The organism is Bacillus sp. PAMC26543 (genome assembly GCF_014250375.1).
GTDB classification, from domain to species: Bacteria; Bacillota; Bacilli; order Bacillales; family Bacillaceae; genus Bacillus; species Bacillus halotolerans.
Map to the genome: position 1 here is coordinate 730,232 of NZ_CP060193.1, position 16,320 is coordinate 746,551.

Genomic DNA, 16,320 nt, shown 5'->3' on the forward strand with positions numbered 1-16,320 from the left:
ATATGTCATTTGCATCGGAAACAAAAAAAGAATTAACGAACCTGGAAGTGAAGGACTGCTGCATTAAGGCAGAGCTGTCTGCACTTATCCGAATGAATGGATCTTTATCATTTGCTAACCGCCATCTCGTACTTGATGTTCAAACTGAAAATGCAGCGATTGCCCGCCGCATCTATACATTGCTGAAAAGACAATATGATGTGTCGGTTGAGCTGCTGGTCAGAAAGAAAATGCGGCTGAAAAAGAATAACGTCTATATTGTGCGTTTTTCAGAGAATGCAAAGTTCATCTTAGAGGATTTAAAAATACTCGGCGAGAATTTTGTGTTTGAGCGAAATATTTCAAAAGAGCTTGTCAAAAAGAGATGCTGCAAGCGTTCTTACATGAGAGGGGCATTTTTGGCGGGAGGTTCAGTCAATAACCCGGAAACCTCCTCGTATCATTTAGAAATTTTTTCTCTCTATAAAGAGCATAACGATTCATTATGCGACCTGTTAAATGAGTTTCATTTAAACAGCAAAACGCTCGAACGGAAAAAAGGCTATATCACTTACTTAAAAGAGGCAGAAAAGATTACTGAATTTCTGAACGTAATCGGTGCACATAATTCGCTGCTGCGTTTTGAGGATGTCAGAATCGTCAGAGACATGAGAAATTCGGTTAATCGCCTTGTCAATTGTGAAACAGCCAACTTAAACAAAACCATTGGGGCTTCGCTCAGACAGGTAGAAAATATTAAATACATCGATGAAAGAATCGGCTTGGAGGCGCTTCCTGAAAAACTTCGGGAAATCGCGCAGCTGCGGATTGATTACCAGGAAGTGACGCTGAAAGAGCTGGGAGAAATGGTAGCGAGCGGAAAAATCAGCAAATCAGGGATCAATCACAGGCTGAGAAAACTTGACGAAATCGCAGAACAGCTGCGGACAGGGCAAACCGTCACTTTAAAATAACCGTAAAGAAAAGGGGAGATCTTATGGTTCAGCAGAAAGTGGAAGTTCGATTAAAGACAGGACTGCAGGCGCGTCCTGCTGCTTTGTTTGTACAAGAAGCAAACCGGTTTACGTCAGATGTGTTTCTTGAGAAGGATGGGAAAAAAGTAAATGCGAAAAGCATCATGGGACTGATGAGCCTTGCAGTAAGCACAGGCACAGAAGTCACATTGATTGCCGAGGGAGAAGATGAACAAGAGGCGCTGGAAAAGCTTTCGGCGTATGTTCAAGAGGAAGTTTAGGTGATGCAAAATGAATGATTTTCTGAAAGACTGTTTTAAGAAAATCGGCTGGAAGAAGGATCATGTCAGCTTCGACGATCTTCCCCTTTTTCTAAAAGCAATGGCGTACCGATACCCTTTTGAAAACCGGGCAGTTCTTGCAAAAGAGAATTATAAGGTAACCAAAGAAGAGCTTTGGCGCCGTCTGATCAAAGAGCAGCATGGGGGACTATGCTACGACCTGAATGGTTTTCTTTACTATGTCTTACGCGATGCCGGTTTTCATGTGAAGCTCATTCGCGGAACAGTTTATGCAGGAAAGCAAGAAGAGTGGGCATTAGAAGGAACCCATGCTGCTGTATGGCTGTCGGCAGAAAAGGGAGATTACATCGTTGATATTGGTTTTGGCATCAACCTGGCGCTGGAGCCGATACCGCTTTCCGGAGAAACGGTACAATCTCCTGTGGGAGCATTCCGAATCAAGGAAAAAGCGACGGAAATGGGTACCCATCTTCTGTTGATGGACAAAGGAGAAGGCTGGCAAATCGGTTATGCCTTTACCCTTGAAGAGAGGGATCCCGGTGATTTAGATGACATGAAGGACCTGATTCATTCTCATGAAAAATCTCCTTTTAACAAATCACTGCTCGCCTCAAAGTTGACACCGAACGGGCGGATGGTCATGTCAGACCGCCATTTTACGATTCATGAAAACGGCGGAGAAGGCCAAAAAAGTGACATCGCCCCTTCAGAGTTTGAAGAGAAATTAAACACTTATTTTTTGTAATGTGAAAAGCTTGCAGACATACTGCAAGCTTTTTCTTATGAACAAGTATTGATTACTACATCAAATGCATCTTCCGGGATATACAGTTTCCCTTTTTCATATTGATAAGGAATGTGATTCTCTTTAAAGCACTCTTTTTCGTATTCAGTCAGTGAATCTCCAATTTCTATGTATTCCCCGGTATAGTTCGGCTGGCATGCTGAAAGAATTGACGTAATGGTCACTAGTAGCATGATTTTCTTCATAATGACACCTGCTTATCATGAAATTTTTTCCTTTTTTATTCTACCATAATGAACAGAAAAAGACCGATTTACTACTCCGCCACATGCTATAATGAATTTTGGAATCTTCTAGAAAAATCAACGCGCTAGACATATAAGGGGGATAAACGTGTACCGGATCTTACTCGTGGAAGATGATGAACGGATTGCGTCATTGCTGGGCGGCCATCTTCAGAAATACGGATATCATATAAAAATAGCTGAAAAGCTGAATGACATAAAGGAAGAATTTGCGGAAATGAAACCGGATCTTGTGCTGCTCGATATTAATCTCCCTTTTTTTGACGGGTTTTATTGGTGCAGGCAAATCCGGACGGTTTCCAATGCCCCGATTATTTTTATCTCGGCGCGGACTGATGAACTGAATCAGGTGATGGCGATTGAGAACGGGGGCGATGACTATATCACAAAGCCGTTTCACTTAGAAGTCGTCATGGCCAAAATCAAAAGCGTGCTGCGCCGGACTTATGGTGAGTATTCTCCTTCTTTGTCTCAGGAATCAAGACTGGTGGAGCTTGGCGGTCTAACCATATATCCAGATCAATATGAAGCGGAGTGGAAGAACAGCCGCATTTCGTTTTCACAAAAAGAATTTCAGCTGCTTTCGATTTTCATAAGAGAGCATAAAAAAATTGTCTCGCGTGATGAATTGCTGGAGGCATTATGGGACGACGTCGATTTTGTTGATGATAATACATTAACGGTTAATGTAAACCGGCTGCGGAGAAAGCTGGAGAATGCCGGATTGAAAGACGCCATTGCAACCATCAGGGGGCAGGGCTATGTATTTGAAGTCAATCGGAAGGATGAACGGGAGTGTTAAAGACTTATATAATCGACCGATTAGCCATTATTCTTTTTTCGTTATTAAGCATAGGTGCCGCTATGTTTATTGCCTATTTAAGCATTATAGAGAGCGGTGCCGAGCCTTCTGCAGAAAATATGATGTACATATGGGTTCTGCCTGGTGTCCTTTTGGCGGCCGGTTTTACTGCCGATTACATCCGGCAAGTGTCCTTTCTGGCATTTTTGAAAAAACTGGCCGACCAGGCACCCGCTTCAAATGACATAGGGCGGTCGCTTGAAGCCCGCAAGCCAAGAACAAGAGAGCAAGCCCTTTGGACAAAAATGATTAACGCGCTTGGTGATCAATATGCCGGAAAGCTCTCACAATATATCAATAAACAAAAACAGCATTATACATTTACGAATCAATGGATTCACCATATGAAAACACCCGTATCCGTCATTTCCTTAATGATTCAAGAAGGAAAGAACGGGACCGCTTCTTCCTTTCAGACATTTTTAGAGGAGCTGGAAGATGAAAATGAACGGTTTCGCCATGGGCTGGACATGATGCTGCAAACAGCCCGGCTGGAGGAGTTCGCTTTTGATGTAAAACCAGAAACCTTTGATTTGACAGAGCTTGTCCGCTTATTGATCAATCAGGAAAAACGGCAGTTTATTAAACGGCGCCTTTTTCCGAAATTACATGTGCCATCAAACGCCGTCCAGGTTTCCAGTGATCAAAAGTGGCTCTCCTTTGTTGTGGAGCAAATCCTTTTCAATGCCCTGAAATATTCAAAGCAAGGCGCTGGGGACCATATTACCATCCGGATTGAAACGCAAGGCCGTGAAACGCGTTTATCAGTTGCAGATGACGGTATCGGCATACCGGTGCAGGATCTTCCCCGGATTTTTGATCCGTTTTTTACTGGTGAAAACGGGCGAAGCATGACGCAGGCGACAGGAATGGGCCTATATTTGGCGAAAGAGGTGTGCAGCCAGCTGGGCCATAAACTGTACGCACAATCAAAAGAGGGAGCGGGCACCGTGATGACAATCGTCTTTTCAAGTGACACCCTGGCGAATGTGACAGCATTGTAAGGTTCGAAAGCGAGATTGAAAGAAAGTTCGATGGGAGGCTGCTGACTTCCTTTTTATAATAAAGAAAAAAGGAGGATCAGAGGCATGAACGTGCTGCAAACAACGAAGCTGTCAAAAACATATTATTCAAATAAAGGAACGATGTCATATCAGGCGCTTAGCGATTTTGACCTCAGTGTAAATAAAGGAGAATTTGTCGGCATCATGGGGCCGTCGGGAAGCGGAAAAACCACGCTCCTGAATTTGCTGGCCACCATTGATAAGCCGACCCAGGGCGAGATGATGATCAACGGCATTCAGCCGAAAACGTTAAAGGATCAAGAGATGGCTCTGTTTCGCAGAAGAGAGCTGGGCTTTGTCTTCCAAGACTTTAATCTGCTTGATACGCTGACGATTCGGGAAAACATCCTGCTTCCGCTCGCGTTGGACAAGGTAAAGCTGAGTGAAATGGAAAACCGCTTAGATGAACTGGCAGATACATTGCAAATCAAACATATTCTGGACCACCGTACATACGAAGTGTCCGGAGGCCAGCAACAGCGTGCGGCCTGTGCAAGAGCCATTATTCATAATCCGGCTCTGATATTGGCGGATGAACCGACAGGCAACCTTGATTCAAAATCTGCAAAACAGGTCATGAACACGCTGGCTCAGCTAAATGAAGAAAAGGAAGCAACGATACTATTGGTTACGCATGATGCCACAGCGGCAAGCTTCTGTAAACGGATCGTCTTTATTAAAGACGGAAGATTTTTTTCAGAGATCCGCAGGGGAACGAATCAGCAGGTGTTTTATCAAAGTATCCTAGATACCCTGAGCGTGTTGGGAGGCGATTTTCATGAATTTGAGAACCATCGCCCGTAAGAACATTATTGGGAATCTGCAAAGATATGTTGCTTACTTTTTAAGCTGTGTGTTTGCCGTCTCGGTCTTTTTCGTCTTCACATCTTTTATTTTTCACCCGGATGTGACGGAAGACAATGTGTATGGCGGAAGCCTTGTGAAAACGTGTTTGAGCGCGGCTCTTATCGTCATCATCGTGTTTTGTATATTCTTTATTTCCTATTCAAATTCAGCATTTTTACAAGCGAGAAAGAAAGAGTTTGGCTTGTTTACGCTGTTTGGGACATCAAAGCAGCAGCTCCGAAAGATGATTTATTATGAGCAGTCGCTGATTTCTCTTGCGGCGATTGCGGCCGGTATCGGCACGGGGCTGTTATTTTCAAAACTGTTTTTTATGGTCATGACATGGATGCTCAGTGTGAAGGTGCCGATCTCGTTTGCGATTGTACCGAAAGCATTTGTGCTGACGGCGGTCGGTTTTCTCATATTGTTTCAAGTCCTGCTTATTTTATCGCTGGGGCAGATTCGCAAGCTCGAAATCATAGATTTGATTAAATCAGCTCAAAAACCTAAAAATTTACCGGCCTATTCAAAATGGCTCACTGTGCTGTCTTTGCTTTGTCTGGCTGGCGGTTATTATCTGTCTGCCACAGCCAATGCGATCGACATGATGTTTCGTGTCTTTCCGATTTTGATTTTAGTGTTAATCGGCACGTATTTCTTTTTTACACAAAGCAGTGTCGCGTTTTTCCGCATGCTGTACAGAAAGAAACACAGCTTTTACAAAGGAACCAATATCATTGTGCGTTCCAACATGATATTCAGGCTGAAAGATCACGCACGCATGCTGTTTTTAACCTCTGTGATTACAGCAGTCATTTTAACCGCTACAGGTGTGATCTATATGTTTTATGCTGATTTAGAAAGGCAGGAGGAGCAAAGCATTCCTCAATCTGTTGCCTGGGTGGAAAAAGACGCTTCCCGCTTTCAGGTTATGAAGCCTGAGACGGCTGAGAATACATTGAAAAGAGCAGATGCTGAGATTAAATATAAGGTGAATGCCACAGGTATTCCTGTTACATTTCAATCAGACTTGCCGTATGGAAACAGGAAAGCGGAAACAGAGGCCTTGCTGATTTCAGAGAAAATCTATAATCAAGTCGCAAAGGAAAAAGGTTTTCCCGTTATTCATTTACAAGAAAATGAAGCGTTTATCAATGTTCCGTTTCAAATGATGGTGAAAGATACGTTCAGGGAAGGGGAAAAAGCAGCGTTTCATATGAAGTCAGGAAAATCACTTTCCTATGTCATGAAAAAGCAGCAAAACAAAGGGATATTGATGTCAGTCGGAGGAGTCAGCCGTTTATTGGTTGTCGGCGAAAAAAGCTTTGACAGCCTGACACAGGAGGTGCCGCTGAAGGATCAGACGAGAGTGGTAGGCTATGAGCTTGAGCATTGGCAGGAGACGGTGGACGTCTCTGAGAAGCTTGAAAACATGGTGCCGAAAGAACATACATCTGATTTTCAAACGCGTGCTCCGAGTTTTCAAGTTGTGAAGCAGGGAGTCGCACTAATGCTGTTTATCGGTCTGTTTGTCAGCGTACTGTTTTTTATTGTTCAAGGAAGCATGCTGTATTTGCGGATGTTTACTGAAATAGAAGATACGAGAGTGCAAGTGTTAGCATTAAAGAGAATGGGGGTTACGGACAATGAGATTCACTCCATCCTTGGAAGACAAATTGGATTTTTGTTCTTCATCCCGTTTATCGCGGGCACGATTCACGCCGGTTTTGCGTATGTGGCGTTAAGCAACATGCTGAATGCTAACTTATTTCTTGAGGCCGTGATTGTCATCTTCATTTATTTTGTATTCCAGACTGTTTATTATATCGTCACACGTCATATTTATAAGCGTGCTGTACTCCAGCATATGTAATATGGAATCCGGTCTTCATCAGACCGGATTTTTTGATTTACTGAAATTCTCTTGTCAGATTTTTCGGTGTTTCCCCTTTGATAGCTGCGATCATGTTTTCAGCGGCCTGTTTACACATATTGAAGCGCACTTTCGCTGTTGCTGAGCCAATATGCGGCAGTAGGGTGACATTGTCGAGCTGCAAGAGCGGGTTGTCTTTTGCGACAGGTTCTTCTTCGTACACGTCTAAACCGGCACCGCGAATCCAGCCTTCTTGAAGAGCGCGGATGAGGGCTTTTTCATCAACCGTCTTTCCCCGGGAAATATTGACGAAAATTGCAGAATCCTTCATCAGTTTAAATTCACGTTCCCCGATCATGTGATACGTTTCGTCAGTCAGCGGAGTAATCAGCAGAACAAAATCTGATTGCTCCAGCAGTGTGTCAAGCTCAGCGTATTTGACGCCGATGCTTTCTTCAGTTTCTTGTTTGCGATGGCGGTTATGATAAAGCACGTCCATATCGAAACCGAATTTGGCGCGTCTGGCCGCTTGCTCGCCGATTCTGCCCATGCCGATAATGCCTAATGTTTGATGATGGACGTCAATGCCGAAAAGGTCTTCTTCTTCAACCGTACCCCATTTACCGGCCCGGACGAAACGGTCCAGTTCAGCAACACGTCTGGCCGATGATAGAATTAAAGAAAAGGCCAGATCGGCCACTGTGTCATCCAGTGTATAAGGCGTATGAGTGCCGACGACGCTTTTTTCTTTCATCGCTTCTATATCAAAATTATCGTAGCCGACGGATTGATTGCTGACGACCTTCAGCTTAGGAGCATGTTCAAGCAGCTCGCTGTTGATGGACGGCCCAGATGTTCCAGTAGTTAAAAGCCCTTCAGCATCTTTCATTTTTTCGAATAGCACCTCTTGCGGAAGTGTATCCTCCTGCCATATCTCATAGCGGCAATGCTCACTGATCATGTTTTCAATCTCTTCAGGAATCGGTTTGGTGATAAATACAAATGGTTTCAACAAGGCTCCCCCTTTATGGCTGTTGTCTATTTTATTATATCGGAAAGAAATAGAAGTTAGAAATATTGCTGCGTTTGTTTAAATTTCTGGTTCTTTTGAACTTAAAATGATCGAGATGACTGAAAAAACAGCAGCCGCTGCTTAAATAAGTTTTTTAATTATCTGAATTCGCCTATATTTTTTGTCAGACAAATCACCAAAATATTAGCAGAACCTGGATTATAGGATTCAATAAATATAAATTTTATTATCTTTGAAAGATATAAATTTTTACGTATTTATTTTACAGTCCAATTAGATCGTCTTTTGTTGAAAGCCTTTTCGCAGCCTGTTCCTATGCTATAATTCCTTACTGTAAGCTGGGTAAGAAGGCTTGCAATAACATAGGGATGGGAGATGAATAAAAATGGTTTCTTTAACATCAATTTTGGAACACAATCAGCAGTTTGTCAGAGAGAAGAAGTACGAACCCTACAAAACGACAAAATTTCCTTCAAAAAAGCTCGTTATTGTTACCTGTATGGATACAAGACTCACAGAACTTCTTCCGCAAGCAATGGGGCTTAAAAACGGCGACGCTAAGATTGTAAAAAACGCGGGAGCCATCGTTTCTCACCCATTTGGAAGTGTTATGCGCAGCATATTGGTCGCCATTTATGAATTGCAGGCTGAAGAGGTTTGCATTATCGGCCACCATGAATGCGGGATGTCAGGCCTGAATGCGGCCTCGATTCTTGAAAAAGCAAAGGAACGCGGGGTAGAAGCAAGCTGCCTGAGTTTGCTTGATAGCGCCGGATTAGATTTGAAAACCTGGCTGACCGGTTTTCACAGTGTGGAAGAAAGCGTTTCCCACAGTGTCAATCTGATCAAGAATCATCCGCTGCTGCCAAAAAAGCTGCCGGTTCACGGGCTTGTGATACACCCGGAGACAGGCAAACTTGACGTCGTGATTAACGGTTATGAAACTGAGTTCATAAAGACTAATTCATAAGGGAGGTTTTAACAAAATATGCGATTCTCTGGGAGATTCAAGGGATACAATTTGCAGAAATTTCAGAAAGACCTAATTGCAGGTATCGTAGTAGGAGTCGTGGCAATTCCTTTAGGGATGGCGTTTGCCATTGCCTCGGGAGTCGAGCCTGAATACGGGCTGTATACTGTTGTCGTGGCGGGGATCTGTATTTCTTTGTTCGGGGGATCTAAATATCAAATTGGCGGTCCGACTGGCGCGTTTGTCCCGATTTTATTCGGTATTGTGATGCAGTACGGGCTGGAAAATCTGCTGATAGCGGGATTTATGGCAGGCGTCATGCTGGTGCTGTTCGGATTGTTTAAGCTCGGCAAAATTATGAAGTATGTGCCGAAGCCAGTTATCGTCGGATTTACGGCTGGAATCGCCGTGTTAATCTTCACTGAACAAATCGCTAATTTTCTCGGTTTGAAAAACGTAGAAAAACATGAGAACTTTCATCACAACATGTTTGAAATTGCACAGAAGCTCGGCACCTTTAACGGATATGCCATTTTGACAGCAGTCATAGGACTTGTCATTTTGCTTGTATCCGCCAAAGTGATGCCAAAAGTACCCGGAGCTTTATTGGCTCTTCTCATTTCTACGCTTGTTGCGGTTGTGTTTTTCCCTGACCGCATGGCAACGATTGGCTCAACCTATGGAGATATTCCTCGCCATTTGCCTGAATTTCAGTTTCCGGAGCTGACAATAGATAAAATGGTCATGCTGTTTCCGGCAGCGCTTGTCATCGCGCTTCTTGGCGGCCTCGAGTCAATATTATCCGCGATGGTTGCCGATAATATGAAAGGGTCAAAGCACGACAGCAACAAAGAGCTTGTCGGCCAGGGGATTGCGAATATGGCCGCGCCGCTGTTTGGCGGAATCCCGGCTACCGGAGCGATTGCGCGGACGGCAACCAATATTAAAAACGGAGCGGTTTCACCTGTCTCAGGTGTCGTTCACGGCGTCGTGGTTCTTCTTGTTCTGCTTGTATTCGCGCCTTATGCTTCCCACGTTCCGCTTGCAAGTATGGCGCCGATATTGATGGTTGTCGCATGGAATATGAGTGAGCGGAAGGAAGTCGCAAACATGCTGAGATTGAAAAACGCCGATTCCTTCATTTTAGCCGCTACCTTTGTCCTGACCGTTCTGTTTGATTTAATCGTCGGTGTGGCGACCGGATTGCTGCTCGCATTTGTGTTCTTCATCAGAAGAATGAGTGAAGCGACCCGTATTCACAATCAGGAGTCTCATCCAGCTCTTGCGAAAGCGGCTAAGAGTGAGCAGGGGACAGATCCTTCCGTCAGCATGTACTCCATAGAAGGACCGCTGTTTTTCGGATCGATTGATTCGCTTGAATCGTCACTGTTAGAGCATGTACAGAAAAAGCCGAAGACCCTCATTTTACTCATGAATAAAGTGCATTACATGGATACATCTGCAGAAGCGGTGCTTGTGAACATCATGAACAGAATTAAGCGCCACAACGGAAAGCTGATGATCGTAGGGCTGCAGTCTCAGCCTAAAGAGCTCCTGCATAAAACAGGCCTCTTTCACAAAATAGGAAAGCAGCATTTCTTTGATCATCATGATGAAATCACAGGATGAAAAAAACGGCCGACTGCGGCCGTTTTTTTTAGGCATGCTCAAATCGCTTTGTCAGTTTTTCTTGGTGGGCTATCATCACGTCTTCTAAAGAAACGCCGTACATATCAGCAAGGATGGCGATATTTCCGATGACGTCTCCCATTTCTTCAATCAATTCTTGTTTTTGCTCAGCTCGTGTCGATTCTTTCTCATCCGGCCGGTCTCTGCCGATTTCGTACGCCCTGACAGCCCGTGCCAGCTCTCCGGCTTCCTCCATTAAAAACCCGACTCGAATAAACGGTCCGTATTCCGTCCAGCCCCTTTTTTCGTAAAACTCTTTCATCCATTTTTCAGCATCAGCCAGCTGCAACATCATCACTCCTGCATTCTTTATGTATTTCATATTGATATTATCACATGAAGGTGGGACAATATATAGTGTGTTTTTTGAATGTTAACACGATATATAGATGCGGAGATGACGAGATGAAAACAATTTGTGTATTTGCGGGCTCAAACCCGGGGGGAAATGAAGCGTATAAAAGAAAAGCGACAGAGCTTGGCGTGTATATGGCAGAGCAGGGAATCGGCCTGGTATACGGGGGCTCTCGTGTAGGGTTGATGGGCGCGATTGCCGATGCGTTAATGGAAAACGGCGGCACTGCAATTGGAGTGATGCCAAGCGGCCTGTTCAGCGGAGAGGTTGTCCATCAAAACTTGACAGAGCTGATTGAAGTCAACGGTATGCACGAACGGAAGGCAAAAATGAGCGAACTGGCTGACGGCTATATCGCCATGCCGGGCGGTTTCGGTACATATGAAGAATTATTTGAAGTGCTTTGCTGGGCGCAGATCGGCATTCATCAAAAGCCGATCGGACTGTATAATGTCAACGGATATTTTGAACCGATGATGAAAATGGTCAAATACAGCATTCAAGAAGGATTTTCTAACGACTCTCATCTTAAACTGATTCATAGCTCTTCACGGCCCGATGAGTTAGTTGAGCAAATGAAGAACTACTCATATCCGATTTTAGAGAAAAAGTGGACAGAAATTTAAAAAAGAGCCCTCCGAAAGGAAGGCTCTTCTCGTTTTACTTTTGCTCTTCAGTGTTGCGAGTCAGAATTTTGTCAATCAGGCCGTATTCAAGCGCTTCTTCAGCAGACTTGAAGTTATCGCGGTCTGTGTCGCGTTCGATCACTTCAAGCGGCTGGCCAGTACGTTCAGCAAGCACTTTGTTTAATTTGTCGCGAAGCAAGAGAATACGTTTCGCGGCAATTTCAATTTCTGTCGCTTGACCTTGAGCTCCGCCAAGAGGCTGGTGAATCATAACTTCACTGTTCGGAAGTGCATAGCGTTTGCCTTTTTCTCCGGCAGCAAGCAAGAACGCGCCCATTGACGCAGCCATACCGATACAAATTGTAGATACCTTCGGCTTAATAAACTGCATGGTATCATAGATCGCCATACCGGCCGTGATAGAGCCGCCCGGGCTGTTGATGTAAATAGAAATATCTTTTTCAGGGTCTTCCGCTTCTAAGAATAAAAGCTGTGACACGATGGAGTTCGCAACGTTGTCATCAATCGCAGATCCAAGCATGATGATACGATCCTTTAATAAACGAGAATAAATGTCATACGCTCTTTCCCCGCGGTTCGTTTGTTCAATGACTGTAGGTATTAAATTCATAATGCTCCTCCTTCACCTTTTAGGTAAGTATGTAGTTACATGATACATTTTTGGTCAATAAAGGTCAAACAAAAAGCTGGCTTGACATGCAAACTCTTCTCTTTTTCCCATTTTCCCCAAAAATACAACGGTTCAAACCATCGTATGTGAGCTTCTGAAAGAAGATGATGTGTCTTCTTAAAAAAACAGCCCTTTAAAATAGAGGGTTGTTATTTCGGCTGAAATACCGTATAATGAGTTATGCTGACGTTATCATCACACAGTGAAAATATGTCAATATGCGCTCGTAGCTCAGTTGGATAGAGCGGTGGTTTCCGGTACCACGTCTGCCGGGGGTTCGAATCCCTCCGAGCGCGTCCAATAGAACAACAGGAAAGACAAGGGTTTGGCATTTTGCCGCTCTTGTCTTTTTTGTATGTTTTTAAGTTCGTAGAAAATTTGTCTAAGAATTTATCCAGATCCTACATATGCTGATATCGGAATCAAATTTTATTGGGAGTGAAATATATGGGATCAACACAGTTAACAGGGCGTGTAATCTTCAAAGGGGACCCCGGCTATACACAGGCAGTTAAGAATTGGAACCCTTATGTTGATGTCTATCCCCTTGTCTTTGTTTTTGCACAAGATTCATACGATGTAAGTAATGCTATTAAATGGGCTCGTGAGAATAATGTGCCCTTACGTGTCAGAAGTGGTCGCCATGCTCTAGATAAGAACCTTTCAGTAGTAAGTGGAGGAATTGTTATTGATGTGAGTGACATGAATAAAGTTTTCTTAGATGAAGAAAACGCGATTGCAACCGTTCAAACTGGCATTCATGTTGGCCCGCTTGTAAAAGGATTAGCTCGAGATGGTTTTATGGCTCCGTTTGGAGACAGCCCAACAGTTGGAATCGGAGGAATTACGATGGGCGGTGGATTTGGAGTAGTCTCACGATCGATTGGCCTTATAAGTGATAACCTTCTCGCACTGAAAACGGTAGATGCAAAAGGCAGGATTATTCACGCAAATCAATCTTGCAATGAGGATTTACTATGGGCTTCTAGAGGTGGCGGCGGAGGAAACTTTGGATATAATACCCAATATACTTTCAAAGTTCATCGTGCCCCTAAAACAGCAACTGTCTTCAATATTATTTGGCCATGGGAACAATTGGAGACGGTTTTTAAAGCCTGGCAGAAATGGGCGCCGTTTGTAGATGAACGATTAGGATGCTACCTTGAAATTTACAGCAAAGTAAATGGTTTGTGTCATGCAGAAGGAATTTTCCTCGGTCCAAAAAATGAATTGATTAAATTATTAAATCCTTTATTAAATGCTGGAACTCCAACACGAGCAGATATCAAAACATTATCCTATCCAGATGCTATAGATTTCTTAGACCCTGACGAACCCATCCCTGGCAGAAATGATCAGAGTGTTAAATTCTCCTCAGCCTGGGGACATGATCTTTGGTCTGACGAACCCATTTCAATCATGAGAAAATTCTTGGAAGAGGCCACTGGAGCAGACTCCAACTTCTTTTTTATAAATTGGGGGGGTGCTATAAGAAGAGTACCTAAAGACGAAACAGCCTTTTTTTGGCGCCATCCACTGTTTTATACGGAATGGACGGCTAGTTGGCAAAATAAATCACAAGAAGCTTCAAACCTTGCCTCAGTTGAAAGAGTACGTCAGCTGATGCAACCATATGTAGCAGGTTCATATGTTAATGTTCCAGATCAAAACATTGAAAATTTCGGAAAAGAATATTATGGTGCAAACTTTGCAAGGCTTCGAAAAATAAAAGCGAAATATGATCCCGAAAATTTATTTTGTTTTCCACAAAGCATCCCGCCAGCTCGTTAAAAATTAATTCGTTTCGAAAATAAAACCCCCTGAGTTTATAACTTTAATTAAAAAATAGATGGAATCAATAACTCATACTACAAAAGCATTTGAATGGTTTCCGGTACCACGTCTGCCGGGGGGGCGAATCCCTCCGAGCGCGTCCAATAGAACAACAGGAAAGACAAGGGCTTGGCATTTTTGCGCTTTTGTCTTTTTTTGTTTTATAAAAATTTCCCGCTGAAACATAAATATTCCTCCTCTCGGGCACGTTATGAGATGTACGATATGAATTTGCAAGGAGGATGAACATGGGTATTTTAAGCGGAAACCCGCAGGAAGAACCGATGCATTACGGTGAGGTATTCAGTTTGTGGAGTTATGTGATGGCGGGAAATAAAATGATCGGCAATTACCAGATGTTATTGCATCATGTTGGTGATGGCGATTTAAAGAAGCTGCTTCGTGAGTCCATCGAGAAATGCCAAGATGAAATCAAACAGGTCAGCAATATCCTGAAAGAAAATGGCGTGGGGCTTCCGCCCGCTTCTCCTGAGCCGCCGGATGCAGATCTTAACGACATTCCGCCGGGCGCGCGGTTTCTCGATCCGGATGTGGCCGCATCTGCAGCGGCGCAAAATGCAGCCGGTCTTGTGACATGCAGCAAAATTATGGGGCAGTCGATTCGCGAAGACATCGCCATGATGTTTGGGCAATTTCATATGACCAAGGCGGCAACAGGGGCAAAATACTTAAGGCTGCTGAAAAACAAAGGCTGGCTCATCCCGCCGCCGCTTCATCTTCATAAACATCAAGATGATGAGTAAAAGATAAAAGGCATATACAGCTTTCTGTATATGCCTTTTATGATCTAAGACGTAAGACGCAGGCCGATGACGCCGGCAAGTATCAGGCAAAGAGAAATCAGCTGAGAAAGCTGAAACCGTTCCTTAAACCAAATTAGGCTGACTGCTGTTACGCCTATGCTGCCTATACCGGTCCAGACGGCATAAGCGACACCGGAAGGCAGGACTTGCATGGCCTGTGAAAGACAGTAAAAAGATAAAGCAAATCCGGCAGTCATCACAATAATCGGCCATTTTTTCTTTGTGCCGTCTATATATTTCATGGCGATGGCAGCTATAATTTCTTCTATACCCGCAATAAATAATAAAAACCACGCCATTATTTTTCACCTCTCGGCTGAGTTTTATTTTCTTTTGTGAAAAGCTTCATTCCTAAAATACCGGCTAGCAGCAGCATCAAAAAGAAGATTTGCGCTGCTGAGAAGGATTCGCCTAAGAAGATCCCGGTCGTGTAGGTTCCGACCGTTCCAATTCCGACAAATACGGTATACGCCGCGGCCATAGGAATTTTTCGATAAGAGCGGATTAACAGTATAAAGCTTATCGCTATTAATAGAAAAACGATAATCCAATCAAAAAGCGAATCCGCATGTTTGAGGGAGGAGGCCCAAACCACTTCTAGAAGCCCTGCTATCAAAACAAGTACCCAATACAACAGTAACACCTCTTTTTATGAATGAACGTCAGTCATTTTTAGGTATTAAAAAATGAGCGGTGTCACCCAGTCATTTTTTAAGCTTTACCTAAGCTCCGTTTTAAGAATGTGAAAATTTCTTTTTTAGATACTTCAAGGTTTTCATCTTGTTCAAACCCGATATAAAACCGTTCTGCTGTGTTCTCAACCAAATTGATGATGGTTCTTGCCGTCCACTTTGCATTGATGCCTTCGATCACATCTTGGCTGTCGATCGCCTTGTTGATGATGTTCTCAAGCCAGGAATAATAAGGCTGATAAATGGTCTCCCATTTTTCCATGGAATGGTCGATGGCAAGCCCCGAATAGCAGAGGACGATAATATCTTTATGGCGCTCTGTGATGTGAAACGTCTCATCAATTAAGGTTTGTAAGACGGTCCAAAAATCTTCCTCGCCATTCAGTCTTCCTTTGATTTGCTCTAGCGTATGAGTGAGAAGGTTTTCCGCAATGGCCGGAATCAGAGCATTTTTGGATGAAAAATATAAATAAAACGTTCCTTGGGCAGTGCCGGCTTTTTTTACGATCTCTGAGATGGAGGCTTTATCGAGTCCCTTTTCAGAAATGACTTCAATCGCCGCCTGCAGAATCTTTTCATATTTTCCTGATGTTTGTTTTGGCACGAGGAACACCTCCTTTAATGACTGACTATCATTCATTTTATCTCGAGTGATGG

General features: G+C 43.6%; 19 protein-coding genes and 1 tRNA gene. 13 read left to right on the forward strand and 7 right to left on the reverse strand.

Annotation, left to right across the window (positions count from 1 at the left end; all coding sequences use genetic code 11):
* Window positions 1–2 precede the first annotated feature (2 nt).
* Genes whiA through H7F27_RS03605 form a run of 3 tightly spaced genes read left to right on the forward strand, consistent with a single transcriptional unit; the run spans window position 3 to window position 2,000 of the window.
* Window positions 3–953 (forward strand): DNA-binding protein WhiA, encoded by a 951-nt coding sequence (gene whiA, locus H7F27_RS03595; RefSeq protein WP_024122966.1) that lies wholly within the window; start codon window positions 3–5, stop codon window positions 951–953.
* A 23-nt stretch (window positions 954–976) separates the two neighbouring features.
* Complete coding sequence (locus H7F27_RS03600; protein ID WP_024122965.1) at window positions 977–1,234, forward strand: HPr family phosphocarrier protein; 258 nt, start codon at window positions 977–979, stop codon at window positions 1,232–1,234.
* Window positions 1,235–1,244: 10 nt separating this feature from the next.
* The gene (locus tag H7F27_RS03605; RefSeq protein WP_024122964.1) at window positions 1,245–2,000 is read left to right on the forward strand and encodes an arylamine N-acetyltransferase family protein; all 756 of its coding nucleotides are present in this window, start codon (window positions 1,245–1,247) and stop codon (window positions 1,998–2,000) included.
* 35 nt (window positions 2,001–2,035) lie between these two features.
* On the opposite strand, the gene H7F27_RS03610 is transcribed toward H7F27_RS03605, so the two are convergent.
* Window positions 2,036–2,245, reverse strand: coding sequence for a hypothetical protein (locus tag H7F27_RS03610; RefSeq protein ID WP_185848581.1), 210 nt, complete (start codon window positions 2,243–2,245; stop codon window positions 2,036–2,038).
* Window positions 2,246–2,393: 148 nt separating this feature from the next.
* Here H7F27_RS03610 and H7F27_RS03615 point away from each other — a divergent pair, with 148 nt between their 5' ends.
* The 4 genes from H7F27_RS03615 to H7F27_RS03630 all read left to right on the forward strand — a co-directional run bounded on the left by H7F27_RS03615 (window position 2,394) and on the right by H7F27_RS03630 (window position 6,950).
* Entirely contained in the window at window positions 2,394–3,107 is a 714-nt protein-coding gene (locus H7F27_RS03615; protein ID WP_024122963.1) for a response regulator transcription factor, read from the forward strand.
* Window positions 3,101–4,171, forward strand: coding sequence for a HAMP domain-containing histidine kinase (locus H7F27_RS03620; RefSeq protein ID WP_103671279.1), 1,071 nt, complete (start codon window positions 3,101–3,103; stop codon window positions 4,169–4,171). The genes H7F27_RS03615 and H7F27_RS03620 overlap by 7 nt, the downstream gene beginning before the upstream one ends.
* An 84-nt stretch (window positions 4,172–4,255) precedes the next feature.
* The gene (gene psdA / locus H7F27_RS03625) at window positions 4,256–5,035 is read left to right on the forward strand and encodes a lantibiotic ABC transporter ATP-binding protein PsdA (RefSeq protein ID WP_024122961.1); all 780 of its coding nucleotides are present in this window, start codon (window positions 4,256–4,258) and stop codon (window positions 5,033–5,035) included.
* Window positions 5,010–6,950, forward strand: coding sequence for an FtsX-like permease family protein (locus tag H7F27_RS03630; RefSeq protein WP_185848582.1), 1,941 nt, complete (start codon window positions 5,010–5,012; stop codon window positions 6,948–6,950). Before psdA ends, H7F27_RS03630 begins: the two co-directional genes overlap by 26 nt.
* Before the next feature lie 37 nt (window positions 6,951–6,987).
* Here the strand turns inward: H7F27_RS03630 and H7F27_RS03635 are convergent, their stop codons facing one another.
* Complete coding sequence (locus H7F27_RS03635; RefSeq protein WP_095712950.1) at window positions 6,988–7,965, reverse strand: 2-hydroxyacid dehydrogenase; 978 nt, start codon at window positions 7,963–7,965, stop codon at window positions 6,988–6,990.
* 403 nt (window positions 7,966–8,368) lie between these two features.
* Here H7F27_RS03635 and H7F27_RS03640 point away from each other — a divergent pair, with 403 nt between their 5' ends.
* Window positions 8,369–8,953, forward strand: a complete 585-nt coding sequence (locus H7F27_RS03640; protein ID WP_095712951.1) for a beta-class carbonic anhydrase — start codon at window positions 8,369–8,371, stop codon at window positions 8,951–8,953.
* A gap of 18 nt (window positions 8,954–8,971) precedes the next feature.
* Window positions 8,972–10,582, forward strand: a complete 1,611-nt coding sequence (locus tag H7F27_RS03645; RefSeq protein WP_024122957.1) for a SulP family inorganic anion transporter — start codon at window positions 8,972–8,974, stop codon at window positions 10,580–10,582.
* A gap of 28 nt (window positions 10,583–10,610) precedes the next feature.
* On the opposite strand, the gene H7F27_RS03650 is transcribed toward H7F27_RS03645, so the two are convergent.
* Window positions 10,611–10,931, reverse strand: a complete 321-nt coding sequence (locus H7F27_RS03650) for a MazG nucleotide pyrophosphohydrolase domain-containing protein (RefSeq protein ID WP_024122956.1) — start codon at window positions 10,929–10,931, stop codon at window positions 10,611–10,613.
* Between the two features lie 116 nt (window positions 10,932–11,047).
* Here H7F27_RS03650 and H7F27_RS03655 point away from each other — a divergent pair, with 116 nt between their 5' ends.
* Window positions 11,048–11,623: an LOG family protein gene (locus tag H7F27_RS03655; RefSeq protein ID WP_024122955.1), complete on the forward strand. Its 576-nt coding sequence runs from the start codon at window positions 11,048–11,050 to the stop codon at window positions 11,621–11,623.
* A 34-nt stretch (window positions 11,624–11,657) separates the two neighbouring features.
* On the opposite strand, the gene clpP is transcribed toward H7F27_RS03655, so the two are convergent.
* Entirely contained in the window at window positions 11,658–12,254 is a 597-nt protein-coding gene (clpP, locus tag H7F27_RS03660) for an ATP-dependent Clp endopeptidase proteolytic subunit ClpP (protein WP_003219849.1), read from the reverse strand.
* Window positions 12,255–12,534: 280 nt separating this feature from the next.
* Between clpP and H7F27_RS03665 the strand changes: the two genes are divergently transcribed.
* The 3 genes from H7F27_RS03665 (at window position 12,535) to H7F27_RS03675 (ending at window position 14,911) form a co-directional block, all read left to right on the forward strand.
* Window positions 12,535–12,610, forward strand: a tRNA-Arg gene (locus H7F27_RS03665).
* 151 nt (window positions 12,611–12,761) lie between these two features.
* On the forward strand, window positions 12,762–14,105 hold the full coding sequence (locus tag H7F27_RS03670; RefSeq protein ID WP_024122954.1) for an FAD-binding oxidoreductase: 1,344 nt from the start codon (window positions 12,762–12,764) through the stop codon (window positions 14,103–14,105).
* A 290-nt stretch (window positions 14,106–14,395) separates the two neighbouring features.
* A complete protein-coding gene (locus tag H7F27_RS03675) occupies window positions 14,396–14,911 on the forward strand; it encodes a DUF3231 family protein (protein WP_024122953.1) in 516 nt (171 codons plus the stop codon).
* Between the two features lie 44 nt (window positions 14,912–14,955).
* Here the strand turns inward: H7F27_RS03675 and H7F27_RS03680 are convergent, their stop codons facing one another.
* The 3 genes from H7F27_RS03680 to H7F27_RS03690 all read right to left on the reverse strand — a co-directional run bounded on the left by H7F27_RS03680 (window position 14,956) and on the right by H7F27_RS03690 (window position 16,267).
* The gene (locus H7F27_RS03680; RefSeq protein ID WP_024122952.1) at window positions 14,956–15,270 is read right to left on the reverse strand and encodes a DMT family transporter; all 315 of its coding nucleotides are present in this window, start codon (window positions 15,268–15,270) and stop codon (window positions 14,956–14,958) included.
* A complete protein-coding gene (locus tag H7F27_RS03685) occupies window positions 15,270–15,605 on the reverse strand; it encodes a DMT family transporter (RefSeq protein ID WP_044160350.1) in 336 nt (111 codons plus the stop codon). Before H7F27_RS03685 ends, H7F27_RS03680 begins: the two co-directional genes overlap by 1 nt.
* A 77-nt stretch (window positions 15,606–15,682) precedes the next feature.
* On the reverse strand, window positions 15,683–16,267 hold the full coding sequence (locus H7F27_RS03690) for a TetR/AcrR family transcriptional regulator (protein ID WP_024122950.1): 585 nt from the start codon (window positions 16,265–16,267) through the stop codon (window positions 15,683–15,685).
* Window positions 16,268–16,320 lie beyond the last annotated feature (53 nt).

Bases quoted from the DNA above. Each gene is read 5' to 3' on its own strand.
- H7F27_RS03680 (WP_024122952.1), bottom strand. From the start codon at position 15,270: ATGGCGTGGTTTTTATTATTTATTGCGGGTATAGAAGAAATTATAGCT.
- H7F27_RS03645 (WP_024122957.1), top strand. From the start codon at position 8,972: ATGCGATTCTCTGGGAGATTCAAGGGATACAATTTGCAGAAATTTCAG.
- H7F27_RS03655 (WP_024122955.1), top strand. From the start codon at position 11,048: ATGAAAACAATTTGTGTATTTGCGGGCTCAAACCCGGGGGGAAATGAA.
- H7F27_RS03675 (WP_024122953.1), top strand. From the start codon at position 14,396: ATGGGTATTTTAAGCGGAAACCCGCAGGAAGAACCGATGCATTACGGT.
- H7F27_RS03670 (WP_024122954.1), top strand. From the start codon at position 12,762: ATGGGATCAACACAGTTAACAGGGCGTGTAATCTTCAAAGGGGACCCC.
- psdA (WP_024122961.1), top strand. From the start codon at position 4,256: ATGAACGTGCTGCAAACAACGAAGCTGTCAAAAACATATTATTCAAAT.
- clpP (WP_003219849.1), bottom strand. From the start codon at position 12,254: ATGAATTTAATACCTACAGTCATTGAACAAACGAACCGCGGGGAAAGA.
- whiA (WP_024122966.1), top strand. From the start codon at position 3: ATGTCATTTGCATCGGAAACAAAAAAAGAATTAACGAACCTGGAAGTG.
- H7F27_RS03630 (WP_185848582.1), top strand. From the start codon at position 5,010: ATGAATTTGAGAACCATCGCCCGTAAGAACATTATTGGGAATCTGCAA.
- H7F27_RS03605 (WP_024122964.1), top strand. From the start codon at position 1,245: ATGAATGATTTTCTGAAAGACTGTTTTAAGAAAATCGGCTGGAAGAAG.
- H7F27_RS03600 (WP_024122965.1), top strand. From the start codon at position 977: ATGGTTCAGCAGAAAGTGGAAGTTCGATTAAAGACAGGACTGCAGGCG.
- H7F27_RS03640 (WP_095712951.1), top strand. From the start codon at position 8,369: ATGGTTTCTTTAACATCAATTTTGGAACACAATCAGCAGTTTGTCAGA.
- H7F27_RS03610 (WP_185848581.1), bottom strand. From the start codon at position 2,245: ATGAAGAAAATCATGCTACTAGTGACCATTACGTCAATTCTTTCAGCA.